Source organism: Vibrio renipiscarius, assembly GCF_000827885.1.
GTDB lineage: Bacteria > Pseudomonadota > Gammaproteobacteria > Enterobacterales > Vibrionaceae > Vibrio > Vibrio renipiscarius.
In genome coordinates, this window is the sequence record NZ_JTKH01000024.1 from 568,934 (window position 1) to 590,945 (window position 22,012).

At 45.6% G+C, this 22,012-nt stretch carries 21 protein-coding genes and 1 pseudogene; 6 read left to right on the forward strand and 16 right to left on the reverse strand.

The window, feature by feature from the left end; genetic code table 11:
- Positions 1-8 precede the first annotated feature (8 nt).
- The gene (locus OJ16_RS16160; protein ID WP_040992272.1) at positions 9-500 is read left to right on the forward strand and encodes a DUF2798 domain-containing protein; all 492 of its coding nucleotides are present in this window, start codon (positions 9-11) and stop codon (positions 498-500) included.
- A 172-nt stretch (positions 501-672) separates the two neighbouring features.
- Positions 673-984, forward strand: a complete 312-nt coding sequence (locus OJ16_RS16165) for a DUF3861 domain-containing protein (protein ID WP_040992273.1) — start codon at positions 673-675, stop codon at positions 982-984.
- Positions 985-1,201: 217 nt separating this feature from the next.
- Here OJ16_RS16165 and OJ16_RS16170 read toward each other — a convergent pair whose 3' ends face one another.
- Positions 1,202-2,179 carry a helix-turn-helix domain-containing protein gene (locus OJ16_RS16170; protein WP_040992274.1) on the reverse strand — a complete coding sequence of 326 codons (978 nt, stop codon included), beginning with the start codon at positions 2,177-2,179 and terminating at the stop codon, positions 1,202-1,204.
- Between the two features lie 92 nt (positions 2,180-2,271).
- Here OJ16_RS16170 and OJ16_RS16175 point away from each other — a divergent pair, with 92 nt between their 5' ends.
- Positions 2,272-3,642, forward strand: coding sequence for a serine hydrolase domain-containing protein (locus OJ16_RS16175; RefSeq protein WP_040992275.1), 1,371 nt, complete (start codon positions 2,272-2,274; stop codon positions 3,640-3,642).
- Between the two features lie 188 nt (positions 3,643-3,830).
- Here the strand turns inward: OJ16_RS16175 and OJ16_RS16180 are convergent, their stop codons facing one another.
- On the reverse strand, positions 3,831-4,436 hold the full coding sequence (locus OJ16_RS16180) for a hypothetical protein (protein ID WP_152613861.1): 606 nt from the start codon (positions 4,434-4,436) through the stop codon (positions 3,831-3,833).
- 112 nt (positions 4,437-4,548) lie between these two features.
- Here OJ16_RS16180 and OJ16_RS19995 point away from each other — a divergent pair.
- Positions 4,549-4,753 (forward strand): annotated as a pseudogene (locus OJ16_RS19995) (IS110 family transposase); the annotation flags it as partial.
- A gap of 118 nt (positions 4,754-4,871) precedes the next feature.
- Here the strand turns inward: OJ16_RS19995 and OJ16_RS16185 are convergent.
- On the reverse strand, positions 4,872-5,951 hold the full coding sequence (locus tag OJ16_RS16185; RefSeq protein WP_040992277.1) for a type I restriction endonuclease: 1,080 nt from the start codon (positions 5,949-5,951) through the stop codon (positions 4,872-4,874).
- Between the two features lie 176 nt (positions 5,952-6,127).
- Complete coding sequence (locus OJ16_RS16190) at positions 6,128-6,373, reverse strand: hypothetical protein (protein WP_040992278.1); 246 nt, start codon at positions 6,371-6,373, stop codon at positions 6,128-6,130.
- Positions 6,374-6,697: 324 nt separating this feature from the next.
- On the opposite strand from OJ16_RS16190, the gene OJ16_RS16195 reads away from it, so the two are divergent.
- Positions 6,698-6,991: a SemiSWEET transporter gene (locus OJ16_RS16195; protein ID WP_040992279.1), complete on the forward strand. Its 294-nt coding sequence runs from the start codon at positions 6,698-6,700 to the stop codon at positions 6,989-6,991.
- Between the two features lie 126 nt (positions 6,992-7,117).
- Here OJ16_RS16195 and OJ16_RS16200 read toward each other — a convergent pair whose 3' ends face one another.
- From OJ16_RS16200 to OJ16_RS20000, 7 genes are all read right to left on the reverse strand, one after another.
- Positions 7,118-7,561 (reverse strand): GNAT family N-acetyltransferase, encoded by a 444-nt coding sequence (locus OJ16_RS16200; RefSeq protein WP_040992280.1) that lies wholly within the window; start codon positions 7,559-7,561, stop codon positions 7,118-7,120.
- A gap of 33 nt (positions 7,562-7,594) precedes the next feature.
- Positions 7,595-8,041: a pentapeptide repeat-containing protein gene (locus OJ16_RS16205; protein WP_040992281.1), complete on the reverse strand. Its 447-nt coding sequence runs from the start codon at positions 8,039-8,041 to the stop codon at positions 7,595-7,597.
- 8 nt (positions 8,042-8,049) lie between these two features.
- Positions 8,050-8,445: an ArsR/SmtB family transcription factor gene (locus OJ16_RS16210; protein ID WP_040992282.1), complete on the reverse strand. Its 396-nt coding sequence runs from the start codon at positions 8,443-8,445 to the stop codon at positions 8,050-8,052.
- 67 nt (positions 8,446-8,512) lie between these two features.
- The gene (locus OJ16_RS16215) at positions 8,513-9,433 is read right to left on the reverse strand and encodes a permease (RefSeq protein ID WP_040992283.1); all 921 of its coding nucleotides are present in this window, start codon (positions 9,431-9,433) and stop codon (positions 8,513-8,515) included.
- 577 nt (positions 9,434-10,010) lie between these two features.
- Complete coding sequence (locus OJ16_RS16220) at positions 10,011-10,487, reverse strand: outer membrane lipoprotein (RefSeq protein WP_040992284.1); 477 nt, start codon at positions 10,485-10,487, stop codon at positions 10,011-10,013.
- 260 nt (positions 10,488-10,747) lie between these two features.
- Complete coding sequence (locus tag OJ16_RS16225; protein ID WP_040992285.1) at positions 10,748-12,439, reverse strand: hypothetical protein; 1,692 nt, start codon at positions 12,437-12,439, stop codon at positions 10,748-10,750.
- Between the two features lie 9 nt (positions 12,440-12,448).
- Entirely contained in the window at positions 12,449-13,105 is a 657-nt protein-coding gene (locus OJ16_RS20000) for a DUF533 domain-containing protein (protein ID WP_052810386.1), read from the reverse strand.
- 412 nt (positions 13,106-13,517) lie between these two features.
- On the opposite strand from OJ16_RS20000, the gene OJ16_RS16235 reads away from it, so the two are divergent.
- Positions 13,518-15,269 (forward strand): alkaline phosphatase D family protein, encoded by a 1,752-nt coding sequence (locus tag OJ16_RS16235; RefSeq protein WP_052810385.1) that lies wholly within the window; start codon positions 13,518-13,520, stop codon positions 15,267-15,269.
- A gap of 208 nt (positions 15,270-15,477) precedes the next feature.
- On the opposite strand, the gene OJ16_RS16240 is transcribed toward OJ16_RS16235, so the two are convergent.
- From OJ16_RS16240 to OJ16_RS16260, 5 genes are all read right to left on the reverse strand, one after another.
- Positions 15,478-17,112 carry an FGGY-family carbohydrate kinase gene (locus OJ16_RS16240; RefSeq protein ID WP_040992286.1) on the reverse strand — a complete coding sequence of 545 codons (1,635 nt, stop codon included), beginning with the start codon at positions 17,110-17,112 and terminating at the stop codon, positions 15,478-15,480.
- An 11-nt stretch (positions 17,113-17,123) separates the two neighbouring features.
- Positions 17,124-18,083: an ABC transporter permease gene (locus OJ16_RS16245; RefSeq protein ID WP_040992287.1), complete on the reverse strand. Its 960-nt coding sequence runs from the start codon at positions 18,081-18,083 to the stop codon at positions 17,124-17,126.
- On the reverse strand, positions 18,083-19,081 hold the full coding sequence (locus OJ16_RS16250; RefSeq protein ID WP_040992288.1) for an ABC transporter permease: 999 nt from the start codon (positions 19,079-19,081) through the stop codon (positions 18,083-18,085). Before OJ16_RS16250 ends, OJ16_RS16245 begins: the two co-directional genes overlap by 1 nt.
- Entirely contained in the window at positions 19,074-20,567 is a 1,494-nt protein-coding gene (locus OJ16_RS16255; RefSeq protein WP_040992289.1) for a sugar ABC transporter ATP-binding protein, read from the reverse strand. The genes OJ16_RS16250 and OJ16_RS16255 overlap by 8 nt, the downstream gene beginning before the upstream one ends.
- A gap of 127 nt (positions 20,568-20,694) precedes the next feature.
- On the reverse strand, positions 20,695-21,669 hold the full coding sequence (locus OJ16_RS16260) for an autoinducer 2 ABC transporter substrate-binding protein (RefSeq protein ID WP_040992290.1): 975 nt from the start codon (positions 21,667-21,669) through the stop codon (positions 20,695-20,697).
- Positions 21,670-22,012 lie beyond the last annotated feature (343 nt).

The window sequence follows — 22,012 nt, forward strand, 5'->3', positions numbered from 1 at the left end:
TGGGAAGAATGAACACACAAACGATGAGATCTGAATCGACCATTGACGAGAACAAAACTCCCATCATTCAAAAAATAGTCGTTCTACTGGGTATGATCACTCTGATGGGAGGGACGCTAACGGGAGTGATGACTTATGGAAACGTAGGCTACAGCGAGTCTTTTTGGCTTGACTGGTTAACCTCGTTTCTTACGGCGGCGGTCACCGTGATCCCTCTGGGGTTCGCATTAACTGTATTGCTAACGAAAGGGGCGGAAAAATGGCTGCCTAATATGGCGGAAGGCCCTCGAAATGCACTCGTCGGTATCGCAATGGCGGGCATTATGGAATCCGGCATGGCTTTTACCACGACGTTGAATAACATCGGTTTAGAGAACCACTCCGCATTCTTTACCGCTTGGTTAAATAGTCTGCTTGGCGCATTGCCTGTCGCACTGGTGTTAATGATCACGGTTTCAATGACCATTAAACCGAAAGTAGAACAGTTTTTAAAAAGCTAGCAACCAGACAGATTCAACCCACTATCAATCCTAATAATGCCCGCAACACAGCACAGCACAGCACAGCACAGCACAGCACAGCACAGCACAGCACAGCACAGCACAGCACAGCACAGCACAGCACAACATAACACAACACAACACAACACAACACAACAGTAAGGTAACTGATATGACGACTCATACGAAAAAAGACAAGCAGTACCGTGTCACGATTGAAGAAATCAATGCGGATCAGGAAGCGGCGCAAACACTTCAGTTTGAATACCAAGACCGTGAAGATCTGTTCACTCTGGTCGACAAACTCAAACAAGGTAGCGGTCTGGAACCCGAACATGTGAACAGAGTAGCGGTTGCGTTACGCTTACTTGGTCCAGTGATGATGCATAATCGCAAGCACGCATTGTTTGCTGACTTTATGCCGCACTTCAAAAACTTCATGCAACACCTAAAAAGTACCGTCAAAGAATCGATGAAAAAATAGGGTCATCGCTAAGCGCCTTGTGGAAAGCTTTCTGAGTCTGCTCATGGCAGCCCTTAGAGGGGAATCAGTAGAAAGTGCTCATTAGAGAAAGACTAGGCGAGTCGTTCGCGGCGTCAGTTGAACGACTCACTAAAACGAACGAGAGACGAACGAGAAACAAGATGAATAGAACGCATTTTGGCGTGTTCGAGCGGATTTTTAATATGGGTGTCGGTGCTTAATGCCCCTTTCTCTTGCTTCGATAGCGTGGCGCCGTCATTCCAACCCACCCTTTAAATGCACGGTTGAAGTTACTTAAATCGCTGTAACCGACTTGCCAGCTGATTTCTTGAACGGAAAGTTCCGTCTCTTCGAGGAGCTGCTTTGCTTTTATTTCACGCACCTGCTCTTTGGCCTCTTTAAAGAGAATATCCCTACTTTTCAGGTTTCTTTGCAGCGTTCGCTTGGTCATGCCGAGCATGGTTGCAAACCACTCAATATTGAACCAAGGCAAGGTCGCATAAGTGCTTATTAAAGTCTCGACGGCATGATGCCAATCGAGGGGGTTATCTTGTTCAGACATCGCGCGATAGTCATCAGGCAGTGGTATCGCAATTGCGCCATACTGCTGCTCAAACTGAAGATCGGCATCAAAAAAATGCTTGGGTAATTTACGCGCGCTGTTGCTTTTAGAGACTAACTTCACATGTGATGGCTGCCAGCGAGTATCGATGAACTGACGACAAAGGCTAATCACCGTCAGAGTGCGAAACCACTCCGATTGCTCAAAACCCGATGTAGATGGGTGATAGCAACTTCGATGACACAACCACCACAATCCATCGCATTTCTCGGTCCACATAGTGACGTGATTACTTAACGTCGATATTTCTATCATCAAGCAACGTACCGCTTGATCGAGGGAAGTGCATTGGCCAATTTTCCGATCTAGCTCGGGCGACAATTGATCGAGAGAAGCTCGACGCCCAACTTCAATCCCAATCGAATAGCCGAACTTACGCTCAAGACCATGAATGAAGCGAGTCACATCTTGCGTAGGAAGCCACTGGTTCGCTTGCGTCAACTCAATGGGCAGACCGCACTCAATCGCCACTGTGCGCCAGTCCAACGCCTGTTTGTCACAATACTCAATATACGGAGCAATGTTACTGGTAGAACTAAGCAATATGTTGGTGGTGTTCGAGGATGCTTTCATTGATTGTGGCTCTACGTTTAAATGTCACCAAATGACCTAATTAATTGTAGCGCAACTCCCTATACTTCTCCCAACCAAACAGGAGAATATTTATGAAACTCAAACTTGTCTCGGCACTCGTCTCGCTCGTTACTGCATCGTCCTTTTCCATCGCATCAGAATCGGTGGCGAACAACCCAGTCGACGCCGCACTTAAAGTGGAAGGCGCTCAGGTTACGCTCACGGTGAAAGACGCTCACCAATCCTTTACGCCTGCATTCGTAAATTCGGCTCGAGAGAATTTTAATAACTTTCATTGGCAAATGGGCGGGGACCACAGTGTTTACTACAACATGCACATGGGTGAATTTTTACCGACCGCTTTTGCCGCGCCAAACCCTGACTACAAACCATTAGTGAAAAACATTGATGCACGCCTTGCTCATTTGACCGTGAATACGAAGAGCAAAGGTGAGATGACCATGGAAGATTACCTCGCGGATGAACAGTTTAGAACTCAAGGCTTCATGTTGATTCACAAAGGCGAGATCGTTTATGAAGCATATCCAGGCATGAGCCCTACCGATACGCACGTTTGGGCATCAACAGCAAAAACGACCGTGGGTACTGTGGTTGCGATGTTAGTGGAAGAAGGTAAAGTCGACCCCGAAAAAGACATTACTGATTATGTCGCCGAGCTTAAAGGAACCAACTGGCAAGGTATCACCGTGCATCAAGTTTTGAACATGTCGACAGCGTTAGATAACGAAGAGACATTGGAGTCTATCTTGAACCCAGACTCTGACGTTGTGCGTTTCTTTGCGGCTTCGTTTAACTCTCCAAGGGCAAAAACAGGGGAAATGGAAACTTGGATGAATGTCGCCAAAGGCGCTCAGAAACTAGAGGGCGAAAAAGCAGGCGACCATTTCCGTTATGCGTCTATCAACACGATGGTTTTGACCAAGCTAGTGGAGAACATTGAAAACAAAACTTGGACCGAAGTGTTCGAGGAACGTGTTTGGTCAAAAGTGCATGCTCGTCAGCCAATGCAGTTCAACCTAACACCGGATGGCATGGCTATCGCTGTGGGTTTGGTATCATCAACGGTTGAAGATATGGCTCGCTGGGGCACTCTGTTCACACCGAGCTGGAAAGCGGTGGCAGATGAGCCCGTGATTTCTCAAGCCGTGATTGATCGCATTCGCAATAGCGGTGATCCAAAAGCATTTGTCGGTACGAGCAAAGAAAACAGCTCACTGCATGCGTACAACGAAAAAGCGGACTACAACGCATATCAATTCGACTTTATCTTCAACGATGGGGCGATGTCGAAAAGCGGTAACCTTGGCCAATTTATCTATATCGATCCTGCACGTGATTTTGTTGGTGTGATGTTCTCAACCAACCCATACCATTCTGGTTTTGGTGAGAACAAAGGCCCTGCTCTGATGCGTTCCGCCGCAAAATTACTGGCTGATAAATAGGCCCATTTGAGAGAGTAGAATGACTGACCAACCGAATCTTGGGTTGGCGTTAAAGACTATTTTTCGAGTACTCAGCCAATACAATAAAGCCAGTCACTAGGACTGGCTTTATTGTATTGGCATACGTTAGATATTTATATACGTTATATCGTTGTAAACGTTAGGCACATTTAAACCTGAAACATCACTCATTCTGAACTTTCGCGCTCTTGTAATATGCTTTGATTTATTTGCTTGAATATTGAATTCGGTATTGCATGCTTTACATAGAAACCCAAGGAGGTTTGAAAACCCGTCAATATGTAGACTTGATCTTTTGTATTATAACTATTTTCACTAATGCATATGTAACCATGCAATGTCGGATCTAAATATTTATTCTCTATAACAAAATCACACTCTCTCGACGCATAATTTGCTCTAGGCTGGACTATTTGCACATGGGCATAAATTTTACCAAAAATACGAGCATGTAAGCCTGGAATCGCATAGGCGAAACAAATATGCAGCGTATATCCGATAAGAAACAGTCGAAACACCAACTCAATAAACTGCAAACTCTTTCGTTTAGACATCATCTTTGCCGTAACGACTTTAAAGCCGAAGCCAAAAATAACCACCGTTAGCACCACGGCTAAGCCTTTCGCTATTTTATTCGTAAGATCATTGGGAACAAACTCAATAAAATAACCATACATAGCAAATAGCATCAAAAGCAAGCCCATCAAAGCCGCCAGAGATTTTAGTACTATGAGTTTTTTATTCATGAATGATTTAACGTCTACGCCTTCCAAAACCTATCCCTAAAAATATAAAACCACCGAACGAAGCCTTTGGGCATAGCGCTATACGATAAGGCTTGAAAGTGCCAATCAACACCGCGACAACGTCAAGTAGGACGGGTATAAACTGCTGACTACGATAGCAAAGATGCCACTCATGCGTATAGGCACACAAGCGTGCGGTGAGGCGCATTATTGAGCGAGAATACTCTACAAACTGGGGGGATGATGGCCGTTAATGACGTGCTCCCGTATCGAACCAAATCAAAAACGACCTGAATGATGCCGTTGCGGCCTGCGAAGCGGTTAAGCGCCCTTCTATTCGCTTTGAGAAAAGACACAAACTCACCAAACACGATCGCGCAATTGACGATAAAGAGAAGGCTTTGGCGTTGATCAGGATTAAACGTTGACTGCGCTACGCTTAATCCTTATTTATTAAGCCATTTATTCGTACAAAGATAATGTATTCTGCAATTGTTCCGAGAAATTAAATATACCATCAACACTATCTATCGCATGACGGACTTCTGTTTTCGACTCATCAAAGATACCGATATATTTTTGTTTGGTATTAAACCACAATCGGCAGATCGGCTTACGATTATTGTCATCAAGCAAGATACCAAAATAGCTTTGAGTGTCTCTTGAGTGAACTCGCTGAACTTCGATTTTTTGTCTTAGGATCGCTTTAACAATGTTAAAACCTTCGATCTCTTCATCAGTCGTATCTACTTTAGGTTTATCAGAAACTTCCTCGATAATTCCTTCTGAAACTTCAGGAACATCTATTTTCACTGAGTCTTTCACATCGCCACCAATCGCTGATTTGAGGCGAGCATTGATACTATCATTTAGAAATTGTTTCAGGGCTTTTGTTGTAATCTCTAAAAACTGTGATTTAACCTTCGTCGTTTGCACACCGTCATACACCCTAGAGGTAAAGAATTTAACAAAATCTTCCTCCGGTTCTTTAAACTGTTCTGATAGTACTTTCTTTATTTGATTGAGGTATTTCAACTCACCAGCGGCATCAACAACCGAATCGACATCAAATGACGACTTCGTTAGCTTTTTGATTTCGGGGACAACGTGCTCATCCAACTCTTCAAGATCTAGTGTTAAGAAAGGTTTTTCATCCATCTTATTTGGAGCATCTAGATCCGTATAAAACTGATATTGAGCACCATTAGTCAGAATTGCGATTCGTGCATTAGTGACAGAAAAATAACGGAAAAGCTGATTTGCATGCTTAGTAGACAGCGACTCACTGTACTTTTTACACTCTATCAATATTTGAACTGCACCATCTTTTATCAGTGCATAGTCAACTTTCTCACCTTTTTTAGTTCCGGTGTCAGCTGTAAACTCGGGGACCACTTCATTCGGGTCAAACACGTCATAGCCTAATACTGAATGTAGGAATGGCATCACTAAAGCGTTTTTTGTCGCTTCTTCCGTTGCTAAGTTATCTGATACTTGCGATACCTTTTTAGAAAGCGCTTGGAGGCGTTCGATAAAGTCCATATATACTCCACTTATTGCATTGCAAATTGTGGATTATATATTAAACAAAAATAACAGCATGCTATTCAATTTAATTTTGTGAACAACGCAGGCACTAACGAACGACATAAATTCCCCCTCCCTAGAGCCTGCCACACTTAAATAGAATACATTTTCACCGGAGGTGAAATATCTGGTTATTCTTTCGGTAAATGTCCGGTTTTCTTCGCAAGCTTTTGCATGGCTTCGGCAAACGTTGTTGTGCCGCCTTTCGCTTGAACCTGTACGACCTTGTAGCCCATTTTTTCTAGCGCTCGGCACTCTGCCAAAACCGCTTCATCGTCTTGCAGGCTACCCTGTACAGGCTGATGAATGTAACAGCCCTCAAGTTGACCGTCTTCGACCAGTTGGTGATGTCTCAGTGCATTGATATCAAAATTCATAGTAAGTCTTTTCATTAAAATGGGGAGTCTCGGTGGCAAAGGCCGCGAGGATTTATAATTTTATCGTTTGTACCACAAGGCATTATAACCATAAAAAGCGAATGCAAATACCGCAATCCAATCGGGTGTGAGCAGGGACGGTTTGCATCAGGAGAAACTGCCACTGTGCGTCCTCGATCCCCCGCAGGCGTGAATCTCAGGACACAAGTCGACACCTTTATTGCTCACCCTAATAAAAGCCAAGCCCTCTTCGGCAATGGAATGACTAACGTCTTAATTTATCACTATACTTTCAGTCTAACTGGGTAAGGAAAAGGATAACCAATGCCGCTCATCGAACGAATCGGAAAGGCGCTAGAGCCGCTGATGCTTGTTATGGGGTTAATCAGCCCAATCGCCACTATGCCGCAACTCTATAAACTGTACTTCTCGCACAGTGAGCATGCGTTAGGCTTATCACTCACCACTTGGTTGCTCTATTCGTTTATCGCGCTGCTCTGGACGATTTATGGTGTCTATCACAAGAACCCAACTATTTGGGTCGGCAACTGCTTGGGTTTTTTAATGTATGTCGCCATGGTCGTGGGCATCATTATCCACACGGGTGGGACTTACTAGAGTAAGTTGTGGCTGAGATGCACAAGCGAACGGTACCATCACCAACAAAGCGCGTGAGCAACGAAGCCTTGGGCATCGATGCGCTAAGTGATGAGGCTGGAAGCGCCAGCCAACACCGCGGCAACATCAAGCAGAATGTGGGCATTCACTCACACGTTTACGTAGGCCTATGCGGCTATGACCGGAGGGAAAATCATCAAAGCGCGTAAACTCTTCAAAGCCCAAACTCTGGTAGAAAAGCGGAGCCTGCCAGCTTTGTGTCCACAACCACAGGCCAGATAACTGCTGCTCTTTCGCGTAGGCTTCTGCCTGCGCCATGAGTTGTTTACCCATGCCTGTACCACGGTAACGATCATCAACCCAAAGCTCATCAATATAGAGCCACTGCCACAACAAATCTGCGGTGAGCGCAGCAATCAGGTTGCCTCCCTCATCTTGCACTGTCCAACTTAAGCGCTGTTTATTATATTCAGGGGCGTCTTGAGCTTGACTGTGAGATTCAAAACCCGCACTCAATTGCCGCTGTTGCTGATCATCAAGATCACCCATCGTAAATTCAATTTTAGTCATGTTTTCTCTCAATTATTATCATTGTTGAAATGTCTACGTACGAACGCACTGCGGCTGGCTAGCATCTCGTAAGGTAATAATGGTGTCGCTAATAAGAGGTTTTTCAAACGCGCCTTCACTGAGTTGGGCATCGGTGAAATTGGTGCGATACAAGTCTGCGCGATAGAAATCCACATTCAGCATTTTGGCTTCACTCATATCAGCGTTGCGCAGGTCTGCGTCTCTAAACCTTGCGTTATTGAGCGTCGCCCGATGAAAGTTGGCGTATGTCACGTCGGCATCACTCATGTCTGCGTACGAGAGTTGCGCGCCACTCAGGTTAGCGCGAATTAAATTGGCTCGACGCAAATCAACACCACTCAGGTCAAGGTGACGCAAATCAGTGTGGCTTAATACTGCGCGACTGCCGCCTTGATTCGCCAGCCAACGTTTGTGCTGATCAAGAATAACGTTGAGTTCTAATTGGGTCAGCGTTTTCATCGCAAGCCTCACTCATTCAATTTTTGTTGCCAAACATCGCTGTCAGCACCAATAACACACTGACCATCTACTCTTAATGATAAGCGCTGTAAACATCGCTTGGTCACGTCTTTAAATTCATCTTTGGGCAAGAAGCGAACCGAGTCAACCAGCGCTTTGCAGTGAGGTTCCCCTTGCTCTCTCAAGGTATAGAACACCCATTTACCTTGTTTCTGGTGATTCAGTAATCCCGCACGATAGAGCATTTTAAGATTGCGAGAGACGTTGTATTGCGTGTCTCCAATAATATCCATTGCTTCCGCAACGGCAATGCATTCATCAACATGAAGAAACAGCCAAAACAGTCTTAGGCGATTCGGTTCTGACAACGCTTTTAGTGCATCAATATACTTCTCATCCATCATGGCGATTACCTTTTAACTCATGACCTTTAAACAAAGAACGCCACCCAAAACAGGGCGGCGTAAACGGTTATACAACGTATTGGAAGATTGCCCCACCAATAATGGCGGTAGACAACACAATTCCAACAAACGCTATCACTGCTTTTCTTTTTAGAACTGCCGATACTAGCGCGATTTCAGGCAAACTGGCACCCGTACCACCAATAATTAGCGCAAGTGCCGCGCCCATACCCATCCCTTTGGCAATTAACACATTTAATAGTGGAATAGCCATTTCAATACGCAGGTAAAGAGGAATACCAATCAATGATGCAATGACGATCGATTGGAAGCTATCGCCACCAACGTATTTCTCAACCAAGTCTGCTGGCAAGTAAGCGGCAGAGAATCCACTGATCGCCGCACCTAATAATACATATGGGATGATTCGCTTAAACAACGAGAATGCCCCATTCATTGCATTACGCATTCTTGATGCTGATGATGGTGTGCCATCGCAAGTGTTGCTGCTATTGCTGCTGCAACCTTTTGCTTTGGTGTCTTCCAATTCATCACCACGCTTAATCTCATTTCGCCACGGCGATTTAGAGATTAACCAACCGCCCAGAACGGCTGCGATAAACGTGATTAAGAAATAGACCACGGTAATTTTCAGGCCAAACGCGGCGTAAATCATCGCCAATACGATGAAATTACACAACGGTGCTGAAATGATAAAACTCATCACCGTACCCAACGAGGCGCCCATTGACGCCATTGCCATGGTGACGGGCACAACAGCCGCACTACAGAACGGCGTTAGCATGCCAAATAGCGCCCCAAGCAGGGTGCCCCACTTGTCATGTTTGGTGAGTGTTGCTTGCAGTTTATCTTGAGGGATGTACTCACGCATGATGCCAGTAATAACCGACACAATCGCAATGATCACCACCAAACCTTTCGCAACGTAGAAGAACTCATTTAACGCAATAACTAATTTCGGATCCAAAATTTGACACTCAGAAAGTAAGAAGGATGCGAATCATATACACACATGCACATTCGTGCAAGTGTGTATATTTGAGAAAATACCTTCATGCCAAAAAGAAAATGGCTCTACTCTATTCAATCGATCTTGTTTTCCACGATATCGTGTTGATTTTTTATTGATTTTTTCTTGGTCGGTTAGGCTGGGGATTGTCTGAGGTCTGAATTTAAAATAGGGCTAAAAAATAGAAGAATGCTTCATTTAGAGACTAATACCACCACGATTCATCATAAAAAAAGCCCTTACATAAGAGTAAGGGCTCGATTAAAAATGAAGATATGACGATCTAATTTATACCCAAACAACTTGAAGATGCAGGTAGGCGACAAGCGAACAAAGCCTCTGAGCATAGGTGCGCTATGTGATGAGGTTTGAGAGTGCCAGTCAACACCGCTGCAACTTCAAGTAGGACGGGTATAGTCTTCAATATATTCTCTAGATTGCGCACCTTTAACGTTAATAGTGCTGCCATTTCCGAGCGTATTGACGACAAATAAAACGCTTAAAACATCAACTTAAACGCCGTGTAATGACATCATTAACGCGGTACTACCCTAGCGGTACTGCCATCCACATTAACTTGAACCGCTTGGCCTGGTTGGAAAATCATATTGGGGTTTGCCTCTTGCACAATGGCGATCGTCTGGCCATCTTCTAGCTTAAGCGTTAAATTCACGCCGTTGCGCTTGCCTGCAGCCCCAGCCGCTTCACTCCCTGCGTATCCGCCCAATAACCCACCACCAATGGCCGCGATATCCGAGCCCGAACCGCCCCCCACTTTCGAGCCAAGAATCCCACCAATGGCCGCCCCTGCAATGGTACCAATCACGTTGGTTTGATCCGATGCGTCAATCGTTACCGGTTCGGCTTTCACGACCGTGCCATAGTAAACTTGCTGAATGCTACGAGTATCGCCAGAACCATAAGCATCCCCGTATGGATTTGGGGAGGAGCAACCGCTCATCACCATGAATGAAAAGACAGCGATCATAGCCATGCTAATATTTTTGAACATCTCACTTCTCCCTAAGGGCTTACTATTGACCAAAGTATAGATGTCGTGCTTATTTTATGCTGTGAAATCAGGATAAAGATGACGTGGTATTTGACTCAACATTTCCTCTCTTTCTTATCGCGAAAGAGACGGGCGATGAGGTTGGCTTCTCGGCATTTTGTCGTAAAAAAGCCACCCGCAATGCAGGTGGCTTTGATAGAAAAGAGCGGTGATATTGGCGGATTCGTTGAGGAGAACACGCTCACATGGCCATTATCGAGTTAGTTTAATAACGCAATGGAAGCAAACATCTCTTGTTTGGATTCTTCCACCTTTAGTGCCAAAACCTCATCGACACGCTGGGCTTTCAACTCTTTATTAATACCGAACAGATCCATTTTATCCAGAAGGAAGAGCGTTAAGGCCGTAACGACTGCGCTCAAAATGGAAGCCACAATGATTGACCAAGGCTCTCCTAATCCAAGACTATTTAACCAAGCTTCAATACCAATGCTCGCAAAGATCGAGGCTGAGGTGGCGATTAGTTTCAAGATCGCATCGCCTTTTTCTGCGGGTGTTTTATTCGCATCTTTTAGCACCGGCGCTATCTGCAACAAGATTTTAAACCCTTCTTTCACCATTCTTGCGACTTGTTTGAAAATGCCAACAAAGCAGTTAACGATCCCTTCTAATAACATCGATAGAAAGTTTTTAAAGAAGTTAAACACACCGCCTTTCAGCGTATCTCCGGCTTGTAGCAGAACATGTTTTTTCATTCTGCCCAAACGGGTCGTTAGCGCAGATTTGAACGTACTGCAGTTCACGCCGCGTTCGATCCCATTCACAAAACAATCATGCAATTCAAAATAGAGTGGTTTGATCATAAAAAGAATGACATCGCCAATCGATTGGTTCGCCGCTGCATTCTTTGCGTCGTTGGCGAGTGTTTTCTGAACCCGCCTATCGGTTGCAATATTATTGAGCGCTTTTTTGTTTGTCGCTTTATCAAGCTTGGCTTGACTCTCATCCATGCGTTCAACCATATTTTTTCGGATCTGTTTCTTCTCTTCACTTAACGCATGCTGGCCTTTCGAGTCCTCAACATAACCTTGGTCGATTTCTTGTTGTAACTCCTCTCGATTTTTAGCGTATTTACCAAAAGTTTTACCCGCGTTATTCTCTTTACTCGTAAGGGCTAAATTCTGATCAATGTTAACAATCTCTTTAATATCGTCGATATTGAGCGCTTTATTTTGCTTTAGGTTTTTACAGATTTCAGCACATGGCACGACATGATCAACCTCGCCATGTTGCGAGCCCAAACCTTCGCTCTTCGCCTGTCTTTTATACTGATAAATCGCTTGGTCACCACCATAAGCGTCCGCGGCTTTCGTGGTCAATTCACTGCCAAAATGCGCGTCTCTTGCGGCCGTCATCTTGCCGTTTTTTCCCGTATCGCGAATAGCTATCGATTCTCCATTGCGCGTCATCGTGCCACTTTTATATTCTGACTGTTTGGCAAAATTCTGAATATTATCCCGCTCATTGAGATGTTCGGTATAACTGTCCAACATGGATGATGAGGGCGGCTTGTCGTAATCAAACATTCGACATTCATTGTATAAACGAGAAGCGGTAATGCCTTGTTTTGTGCCTATTTTGAATGCTCGCATTGTCCCATCAAATAAGCTTAAAAAGACGGGTTCTAGAATCGTATCAACCGCATTGGCTCCTCCTACACTGATGCTGTCAAGCAACCTCAATGCATCCTCTCTCGGAACAGAAACGTCAAATGCTTCAATACGTGCGGCATAAGCCTGAGCGACATTATTTTCTGAAATAAAATCATTATCGACCTGACCTGAAAGAAATTGTCGTTTTTCATTCTCGTTGGCCAACGGTTTCAGATGCTGCGTTTTCTTCCGTTGACGAATTTTATTCATGCGCGCTTTATGTTTGTCCGTAGTGGTCATCGTATTTCCTTATGCGGCAAGTGAATTCCAGGTTTTTACGAACACTTTTTCACAATCAGTCGTCTTGTCGTCAGCTAAGACCATCATGTCAACAATGGTACTAAACACATTCAGATGCTCTGCATCATCAAAACCGTGCTGTTTTATTAACGCCCAAACGGTATCTAGATTAGGTGGGTTTATTTTCATTGCGGCAATTTGCGCTTTTGTTGTTTTTGAAAACTTATCACTTGTCCCAATCCCGCTGACTAATATATCCAACTCTTCCATTTCACTTTCACAAATATGACCATCCGCATTGGCACAACAAATACCTAAAGCAAACGCGGTCACCACAAATTGCTCACGAGAGGCAATGTCTTTCATCATTTCTGCGAGTTGCTGCTTTAATTTATCGACTTCGGCTGCATACTTCGCCGATTCCTCTTGGCGAACGCTTTGCTTTAGATCGTCATCCGCTTTAGTTTGTTTCTTTTTCTCATATTTTCCCCAGGCTGCACCGGCGGCAGCCCCCGTTGCACCAGCACCTGCGGCGATTGCCCCCGCCCCCGTGAGTGAACCTAATAATGTTGCGGCTCCGACAACTGAGCCACCACCTGTAAATGGTGCAGCCGCAATTGCACCAACACCAATGGCTGCGCCACCCAACACTTTCCAAAAACTCATTGACCGATCCCCTGAATATTTTTCATGTCATTGTGAGTCAGTCAAATTACCTTATTTTCAATTTATCAATGTGATCCTCTCCATAATTCGTTGAATAATCAGTCAATACTCATTAAGCCCCTTCCATTATTATGAGTTGGCTCTAAATACGCGGAGTTTTTCGTATGAATGAAATTCAACCTCTTCTTGGCTAAAAATCCCTCAACCGGACATCATCGTCCGTTATTTCACCGCTTTCCACTCCTAACTTTGTTAAAGTTTTTTGAATGTTATGCATAAACCACCAAACCCTAACAATTGCGTTTAAAAACAGCTCAAATCACGTAAAAAGACTGACATTAATTACATTGATAGAACGTATCTTTTCTTAAATACTGCGCGCGTTTAATTATCATTTGAATGAGCGATATATATGAAGAGACGAAACTTTATTCGTTGCCTTACCATTGGTTCTGGTGCGGGCGTTATTACCACCGCACTTGCAAAGACCGATACCTCAATCCGCAATGTGTCGGCCTCTCAAACGGACGAGAGCCTGATCAACGGTAGCTTTACGCACGGTGTCGCAAGTGGTGACCCTCTTTCGGATCGCGTCATTCTTTGGTCTCGTTTTGTCCCTGACGCTTCACTTGAGTTAAAACAGGTGGAAGTAAAATGGGAAATCGCCACCAACAACGACTTCACGCGCAGCTACGCTTCGGGCTTCGCAACTGCCGATGAAGATAAAGACTTTATCGTCAAAATTGATGCTAAAAACCTGCTGCCAAATAAACGCTATTTTTACCGTTTCTCTGTGGGTTTTATCAAATCCACCGTGGGTAAAACAAAAACGCTGCCGGTAAGAAACGTTAAAGAGGTGAATTTGGCCATTGCGACGTGTGCCAATCACCCTGCGGGTTATTTCAATGTTTACCAAGAAATTAACCGCCAGCATGTGAAACGTCAGTTTGATGCCCTGCTGCATATCGGTGACTATATTTATGAATATGGCATGGGTGAATACGCGAGTGAAAATGCGATTGAACTTGACCGTGTGCCAATGCCAGCCCATGAATGTATTACGCTAGGCGACTACCGCAAGCGATATGCGCAATACCATTCAGATGCCGACTTGCAAAAGCTGCATGCAAGCATGCCATTCATCCATATTTGGGATGACCATGAAATCGCAGACAACACTTGGAAAGATGGCGCTCTAAACCACCAAGAGCAAGAGGGCGAGTTTGTTGAACGTCGAGCGGCTGCGATTCAAGCATTCCATGAATGGCTGCCTATCCGCGACAACATGGTTGCCGAAGGCGAGATATACCGTAGCTTTGTGTTTGGCAATCTGTTGCATCTATTGATGTTAGATACTCGTGTCACCGCACGAACCGAGCAATTGGATTACAGCAACTACAGTGTGGCTGATCCAGAAGCGGCTTATGCCCAACTGCAAAAAGACCTGTATGCACCAGAGCATCAACTATTAGGCAGCAAGCAGAAGCAGTGGATAGCAAAAGAACTTCGCAACCACGATACGCGCTGGACCGCATTGGGCCAACAAGTGCTAATGACCAAAATGGACTTACCGTTCAACTTGCTACTGGCACTGCTCGGAGCGAAAGAAGCCCACCGCACACGCACGCCTTATGATGGCAATTTGGTGCTTGATGCCGCTCGTAACCCTAGCTACCTCACTTCACCATATAACTTGGATGCATGGGACGGCTACCCAAATGATCGCGATTGGGTTTACAACAAAATGAACCAATATGGCAAATCGTTTGTGAGCTTTGCAGGTGATACCCACAACGCATGGGCTGGTGAGTTGGTGAATAAAAACAACTCCGTGTGTGGCATTGAGTTTGCGGCGGCTTCTGTTTGTTCACCGGGTATCGATCACTACGTACCACTGCCTCCTGTGTTAATGCGTGAGCTACAAAAACTATTCCCAGAAGTGATTAAAGATCTGCAATGGGCCAACATTGTTGATCGCGGATTCATGGCGGTTTCTTTCACCCATGACGAAATCAAATGTGATTGGATTTTTGTTAATACGATCTTGTCGAAAGACTACAAGGTACTGCCGATCGTGACAGCTTCGAGTGAAGATGCGATTGAGTTAGACATTGAGGAAGAGGATGACAACGGTATTGATTGGGATGATATCTTCGACGATTAATGACGTTTAACATCGTCTCTAATAAGGCCGCTTAGCGGCCTTATTTATAGGCAGGATTTGGTCCGAGTGGGCATTGGTAACCGAGCGCAGAACCCGGCGCAGACAGGGCATCGATGACGGAGAAAACAATTCGACCATTAAAACAAAAAAACCACCAAACTCTGTTGATGGTTTTGAGTAGTGAATGCAACCGCAACGAATCAAGACATTAGAAGCCTTTCATTAAACGCTTATATTCCAAATCATCTTCGTACATCTTGTGGAAGATTTTGTACTTCGCATCATAGAAAAGTTTGATCTTCTCAGTTTGTGGCATCACGCTCTTGCTGATGCGGCTCATGGCATTCATCGCGTCGGGAATATCACTGTAGAAATCCGCCGCCACCGAACCTAGCATGGCTGAGCCCAATAGTACCGCTTCACTCTCTTCCGGCAATAAAATCATACACCCCGTTGCGTTGGCATGCTCTTGTAAGAAAACACTATTTTTGGTGCCTCCACCGCACGCCATAATGGTATCAATCTCATAACCTGCATCGTTCATCACTTCAATAATATGACGCGTACCCAATGCAATGCCTTGTAGTGTCGCGAGGTATTGCAACGCCATATCATTGAGGGTTTTCGACATTTTCAGGCCCGTAATCGTACCGGTTAAGTGGGCGTTAGCGCGGGGTGAGCGATTGCCGTGGAAGTATGGCAAGACATGGATATCCTTCGTCAAAAAGGCGATGTCTTCTTTGCTTCCGGCTAACTCTAACAAGCGATCATTCAACAATTGATAGATCGTTTGACCCAGTTTATTTGCCTGCTCTTTGGCACTCTCATAAAGTGGATGTGACGTGATGATGTGGTCAATCAAAGCGCCCGTGGCTGACTGGCCACCTTCGTTCAACCAATATCCTGGGATCATCGCACCGTAATATGCCCCCCAAACACCGTCGATAAAGCGCGCAGTTTTTGACGCTGCCATATGGCAAGAAGACGTGCCGCCAATTAACGCTAAACGCTTATTGAAATCGGCTTTTTCACCCGTCATCCCTGCGGCACCCAACACGCCAATGCCGCCTGCGTGCGCATCAATAATGGATGTCCCCACGGCCGTTCCTGGCATCAAGCCTAGATCATCCGCCGCATGAACGGTTAAGCCATCCCCAACGGGTTGTCCCATTGGTAGAATACGATCACCAATCAATTGCGCGTTATTTTCAAGCAAATCGTCCAAACCAATCAGCTCAAAAAAGCTCTTATCCCATTTGTTTTCATGACCAAGATAGGTCCACTTGCAGACGGTCGAGCACAAAGAACGGCTTGCATCAAAGGTGGCTTTCCAGGTTAAGAAGTCAGGTAAATCAAAGAAGTACCCAGCTTTTGACCATGTATTAGGCATATTCTGCTTAAGCCACAATAGTTTTGGCGTTTGCATTTCAGGCGAGATTCGGTTGCCAACATACGCAAGCACTGGGTGCTCAGTTTTATTAATGCGGTCCGCTTGCATCATCGCGCGGTGATCCATCCACATCACGATGTTCTGTTCACTGCGCCCCGTTGGGCTCACGGTTAATGGTTGGCCCTTTTTATCCAAGACCACCAGCGAACACGTCGCATCAAAACCAATGCCTTTAACTTGAATTGGGTCAATATTGGCTTGCGATACTGCGTCTTTTACCGCAAGGCACACGCACTGCCAGATATTGTCGGAAGATTGCTCAACGAAGTTCGCTTGAGGTTTAAACATTTGGGTATCACGCTTGGCTTCGCCCACTTTACGTCCGTGAGCATCAAATACGCCCGCTCGAGCGCTGCCACTGCCAACATCAACACCGATAAAATAAATACTCATGTTCTTCTCCGTTAAGCCTTATTTTTTTGTAAGAAGATAAATAGAATCAAAATGCCGCCCCATAGGGCCATGGTGAGATAGCTACTCACGCCAAGCAAGTTAAGTCCGCTTTCCAGTGTTTGCAGTACGATAAGCGCAAGGCCAATACCGATGATTCGGCCAAAGCCACCATCTGGATTAATGCCACCCAGTACCGATGCTAAGATAGCAATCAGTAAGTAAGACTCACCGTAACCCGCCTTGGCTGAGTTGAATTTTGCCATCATCACAATCGCTGCCGCCCAACACAAAATCGAGGAGATGGCGTACACATACAGGGTCGTTTTTTGCGTGTTAATGCCTGAAAAGCGCGTGGCTTTTTCATTCGAGCCCATTAAATAGATAGTGCGACCTAGGCTGGTATGCTCAAGCAGCGCCCACAGACCAATCGCAAAACCAACAAACAAGATAAGCGGCATTGGAATGCCCATTAGCGAACCGTTACCCAACACTAAGAGCGCTTCAGGGAAACCGGAGATCACACTGCCGCCCGACATCAACACGTTAAGGCCGTTGATCAATGTCATCATGCCAAGCGTCGCAAGGATAGGCGAAACGCCGACATAAGCGATTAACGCGCCATTAAGCAGGCCAATCACCACTGCGGTCACTAAGCCACCCGCGAGGGCTAACACCAACATTGCCGAGCTGTCAGGGGCTTGCGTAATGATGCTTGCCATCACCAAACCACACGCGTTGGTTGTGGCAATGATCGAGAGGTTAATCCCGCCGGTCAGCATGCACACTGCCATAGCCAAAGCTAATAGACCAAGCAGCGGCATTTGTGATGACATCGACTGTAAATTACCAAGAGAGAAAAATGATTGGCCGCTAGTAAAGCCCATCACCGCCAAAATACCCACTAAGATGACCAACAAATAACGAATGTTCTTATCCGTTGGCAGTTTTAAACTATTTAGAACCTGTTCCATTATGCCCCCTGCGCGACTTGTTTTTTCTCGTTAAACGCAGTCATGCTGATACTGCAAACAATGATTAAACCGGTCACAACGGTGTGCCAGTAAGAAGGCACGCCCAACAGCGTTAAGCCATTTTTCACAACCGCCAACAAAATCACACCAAGAATCACACCAAACAAGGTGCCTTTGCCCCCTGTCATGCTCGTGCCACCCAATACCACCGCGGCCAAGACCGTTAACTCAAACCCCATTAGCGAGTTCGGCGCGACCGACTGAGTAATCTGTGTTTGCACGACCGAGGCAATACCTGCCAACGCGCCCATGTAACCGTAAACAAACAAGTTAATACCAAACAGATTGATGCCAATACGGCTTGCCGCATCTGCATTACCGCCCACGGCGTAAATCTGACGACCTAAGCGTGTTTTCGACATTAAGAACGAGGTTAACGCAATCATGGCAATCAGGGTCAAGATTGGGAGTGACAGACCATAGTCATAACCATCACTGCCGGTGAATCTGAACAGCTCAACGCCATTCATAAACCAATCTGGGAAGCCGTATAACCATTCGCCGTTGCTAAAGTAAATCAACAAGCCGAAGAACAAGTTAAGCGTTGAAATGGTAATGATGATCGCCGGTACTTTGAGCTTATAAACCAATGTCGCATTGATCATGCCCAACAGCATGCCAACCAAAGCCGCAATACCAAAGGCAATCATAAAATTACCGCCAATACTCAGGATGTACGTCGCCGCCACATACTGCGCAATCGCCGCGGTTGCAGGGAAGGAAATATCAATCCCTCCCGCAATCAAGACCACAAATAAACCGCATGCCATGATGCCAAGCAGCGCTGAGCTGATCGACATATCGAAAAGATTACCAAGCGTCAGGAAGTCTTCAGAGGTCGCAGTAAGCACCGCGACAATCACAACGATCATCACAGAAAGATAAAACTCGTGACGCTGACTAAACGAAGCCAACAAGCCTTTGTATTGATTAAGCATTAACGGCCTCCATAATGTCTTGCTCTGAGCAGTCTGCGGGTAGGAAGTCATGAGTGAAACGTCCTTCTTTCATCACCATCACGCGGTGACTGTTGTAAAACACTTCGGGGATCTCATCACTGATCATGATGATCGCCATGCCATTTGCCGCCAGATCTTTGGCGATGTTGTAGATCGCTTCTTTGTTGGCGACGTCGACGCCCACCGTTGGCGAGTCGAGGATCAATACCTCTGGCTCGGCCGCAATCCATTTCGCTATCGAGATACGCTGTGCATTACCGCCTGACAGGCTCGTCACGGGGAGCTTTGGATCCGCAACTTTAATCGCTAACGAATTGATCAACGTGCTCACCAATTTATTGGCTTTTAAGTGATCCAACATGCCCGATGGCTTCGTTAGCCGTTTAAGAACCGACGCAGTAATGTTGTCTTGAATCGCCTGCTCCATCACCAGCCCTGTCGACATGCGGTCTTCCGATACGTAGCCGATACCTTGTGCAATTGCATCGCGGTTTGAGGCAAATGTGGTGGCTTTGCCATTAATCAGAATCTCGCCACTATCAGGCTGGGTCATACCAAATAACGCCATGCAAAGCTCGGTACGGCCAGCACCCAGTAGACCCGTAATAGACAAGATTTCGCCAGCACGAACCGACAGCGACACGTCGTTAAACTGACCTTTTCTCGTGAGTTTTTTTACCTCAAGTTTTACATCACCTTGCGCTTGGTAAGGTGCGAGAGGCGAAAATTCAAAGCGTTGACCCGTCATTAAAAATGCCAACTCATCGCTGTCCACATCATCGGCTTGATAAGTCCCAATGGTGCGGCCATCACGAATAACGGTAATGCGATCTGAGATCTCCATCACTTCATCAAGTTTGTGGCTCACAAACACCACGGTGACGCCTTTTGATTTCAGATCGGCCACCACGTTAATCAGGTGGTTAACTTCGGTACGCGTCAATGACGCCGTCGGCTCATCCATGATCATTAATTTGGCATCAGAGGCCATGGCACGGCAAATCGCCACCAGCTGACATTCTGCAATCGAAAGTTGCTCTACACGCTTATTCAACGGCAATGTCACGCCTACTTTTGCCATCGCTTTAATGGCAATATCTTCAATGCGCTTTTGCTGAACCAGCCCTTTTGTCCACTGAACATGGTCTTGAATAGCGATGTTTTCTGCCACAGTCAGGTTAGGGAATAGCGATAAATCTTGATAGATAACTTGAATGCCGTGCTCAATTGATTGTTGCGGATTTAAGCGTGGGTAACTTTTGCCCCCAAGCAGGATCTCAGCGCCTTTTTCTGGCGCATGTACGCCGGAAATCACTTTAAACAGCGTGCTCTTTCCGCAGCCATTTTTGCCCGCTAAACAGTGCACTTCGCCTTGATTAAAAGTGAGATTGATACCATCCAAAGCTTTAACAGAGCCAAAGTGTTTTGACACCTGCTTGAGGGTAATAAAAGGAGTACCAGACATAAGAATTTCCAGAAATCTGGGGGCAGCATTGCACTGCCCCGAAGTTATGACTTTTGTTCGAGCCCAACGTTAGCGAACGTTTAGACACTCCGTTAGCGAGAGCGCTCGTTAACGAAAAACTAGGCGACTAGAAACCAAGTTGACGCGCGTTGGTTTTGTCGACTTCTAAGATCTTGTTGAATTTCACAACACGTTTTTCAGTGTCGATTTCAGCCTCTCCAAGCCCTTCAACGGTCACGCCTTCTGTGACAGCTTTGCCATCCAGCATCTGCTTCGCGACCGCCACCATTGCATAACCGGCATCGGCAGGATTCCATAAGTAACCTTTGTCGATTTCACCGCGCATTAAGTAAGGTGCGGCTTGGCTTGGCATTAAGATGCCAACCACGCTGATCTTATCTTTAGCGCGTTTTTTCTTAATGGCTTCACCCGCACCAATTCCGCCCAGAGAGCCGTAAGAAATGATACCGGCCATATCAGGGTGCGCTTTCATCAAATCGTTCGTCGCCGCGTAGGATTGGTCAATACTCTCAGCGACGGGCATACGGCTAGTCACTTCATACATGTCTGGGTAGGTTTGTTTTTGGTAATCAATCGCCAAGTTTGCCCAGTTGTTGTGCAGCGGAACTGTCAGTGAACCAACGTAAATGGCGTAACCGCCTTTTTCACTCATGTTTTTCGCCAGTTCATCCATGGTGGCTTTTGCGTACGCTTGGTTATCGATAGTTTCGATGTCCCAATCGGCACCATGGCCATCAGGTGATTCGTGAGTCAACACGATAATGCCTTTCTCACGGGCTTTCTTAAACACAGGCTCAAGTACTGTTACGTCGTTAGGTACGACCGTAATCGCATCGACACCCTTGGCAATTAAGTCTTCAATAATTTTAACTTGTTGAGCAGGATCGGGAGTTGAAGGGCCAAGCTGGCGAGCATCAACACCAAAATCCGTTGCCGCCTGTTCAATCCCTTTGTTCATTTGGTTGAACCACGGAATACCAGACACTTTGACAACGTTGACGATTTCATAATCTTTGGCATGGACACCCGTTGCAGCAAGGGCAAGCGTTAATGCTGCCACTTTAAATAAGACTTTTTTCATCTTCATCAATCCTTTTTCTGTTTTTTATTACGTAAGCGTAATTCGTTATGTGTAGGGTTAAGCTGAATCGATGAAGAGATGGTAAGACCCAATGCCTCGCAAATCGGCTGAACAAGGCTGGAACTGTGATCCGTACACGTTAGTGATAAATTACATAGTTAAACATGTAATAGTGGTGTTAATTGGAAAGTACGACGTAATTTATCGATCAGCCGTCAGCGTGAACACCACTAAAAACGCAACAAAGTACGATCAGAAAATAAACATTTTGATATGCCATATTGGCATTGAGTGCGGCAAATGAAGCAAACTGAGCAGAAAACACACCAGCGACCGGCCATAA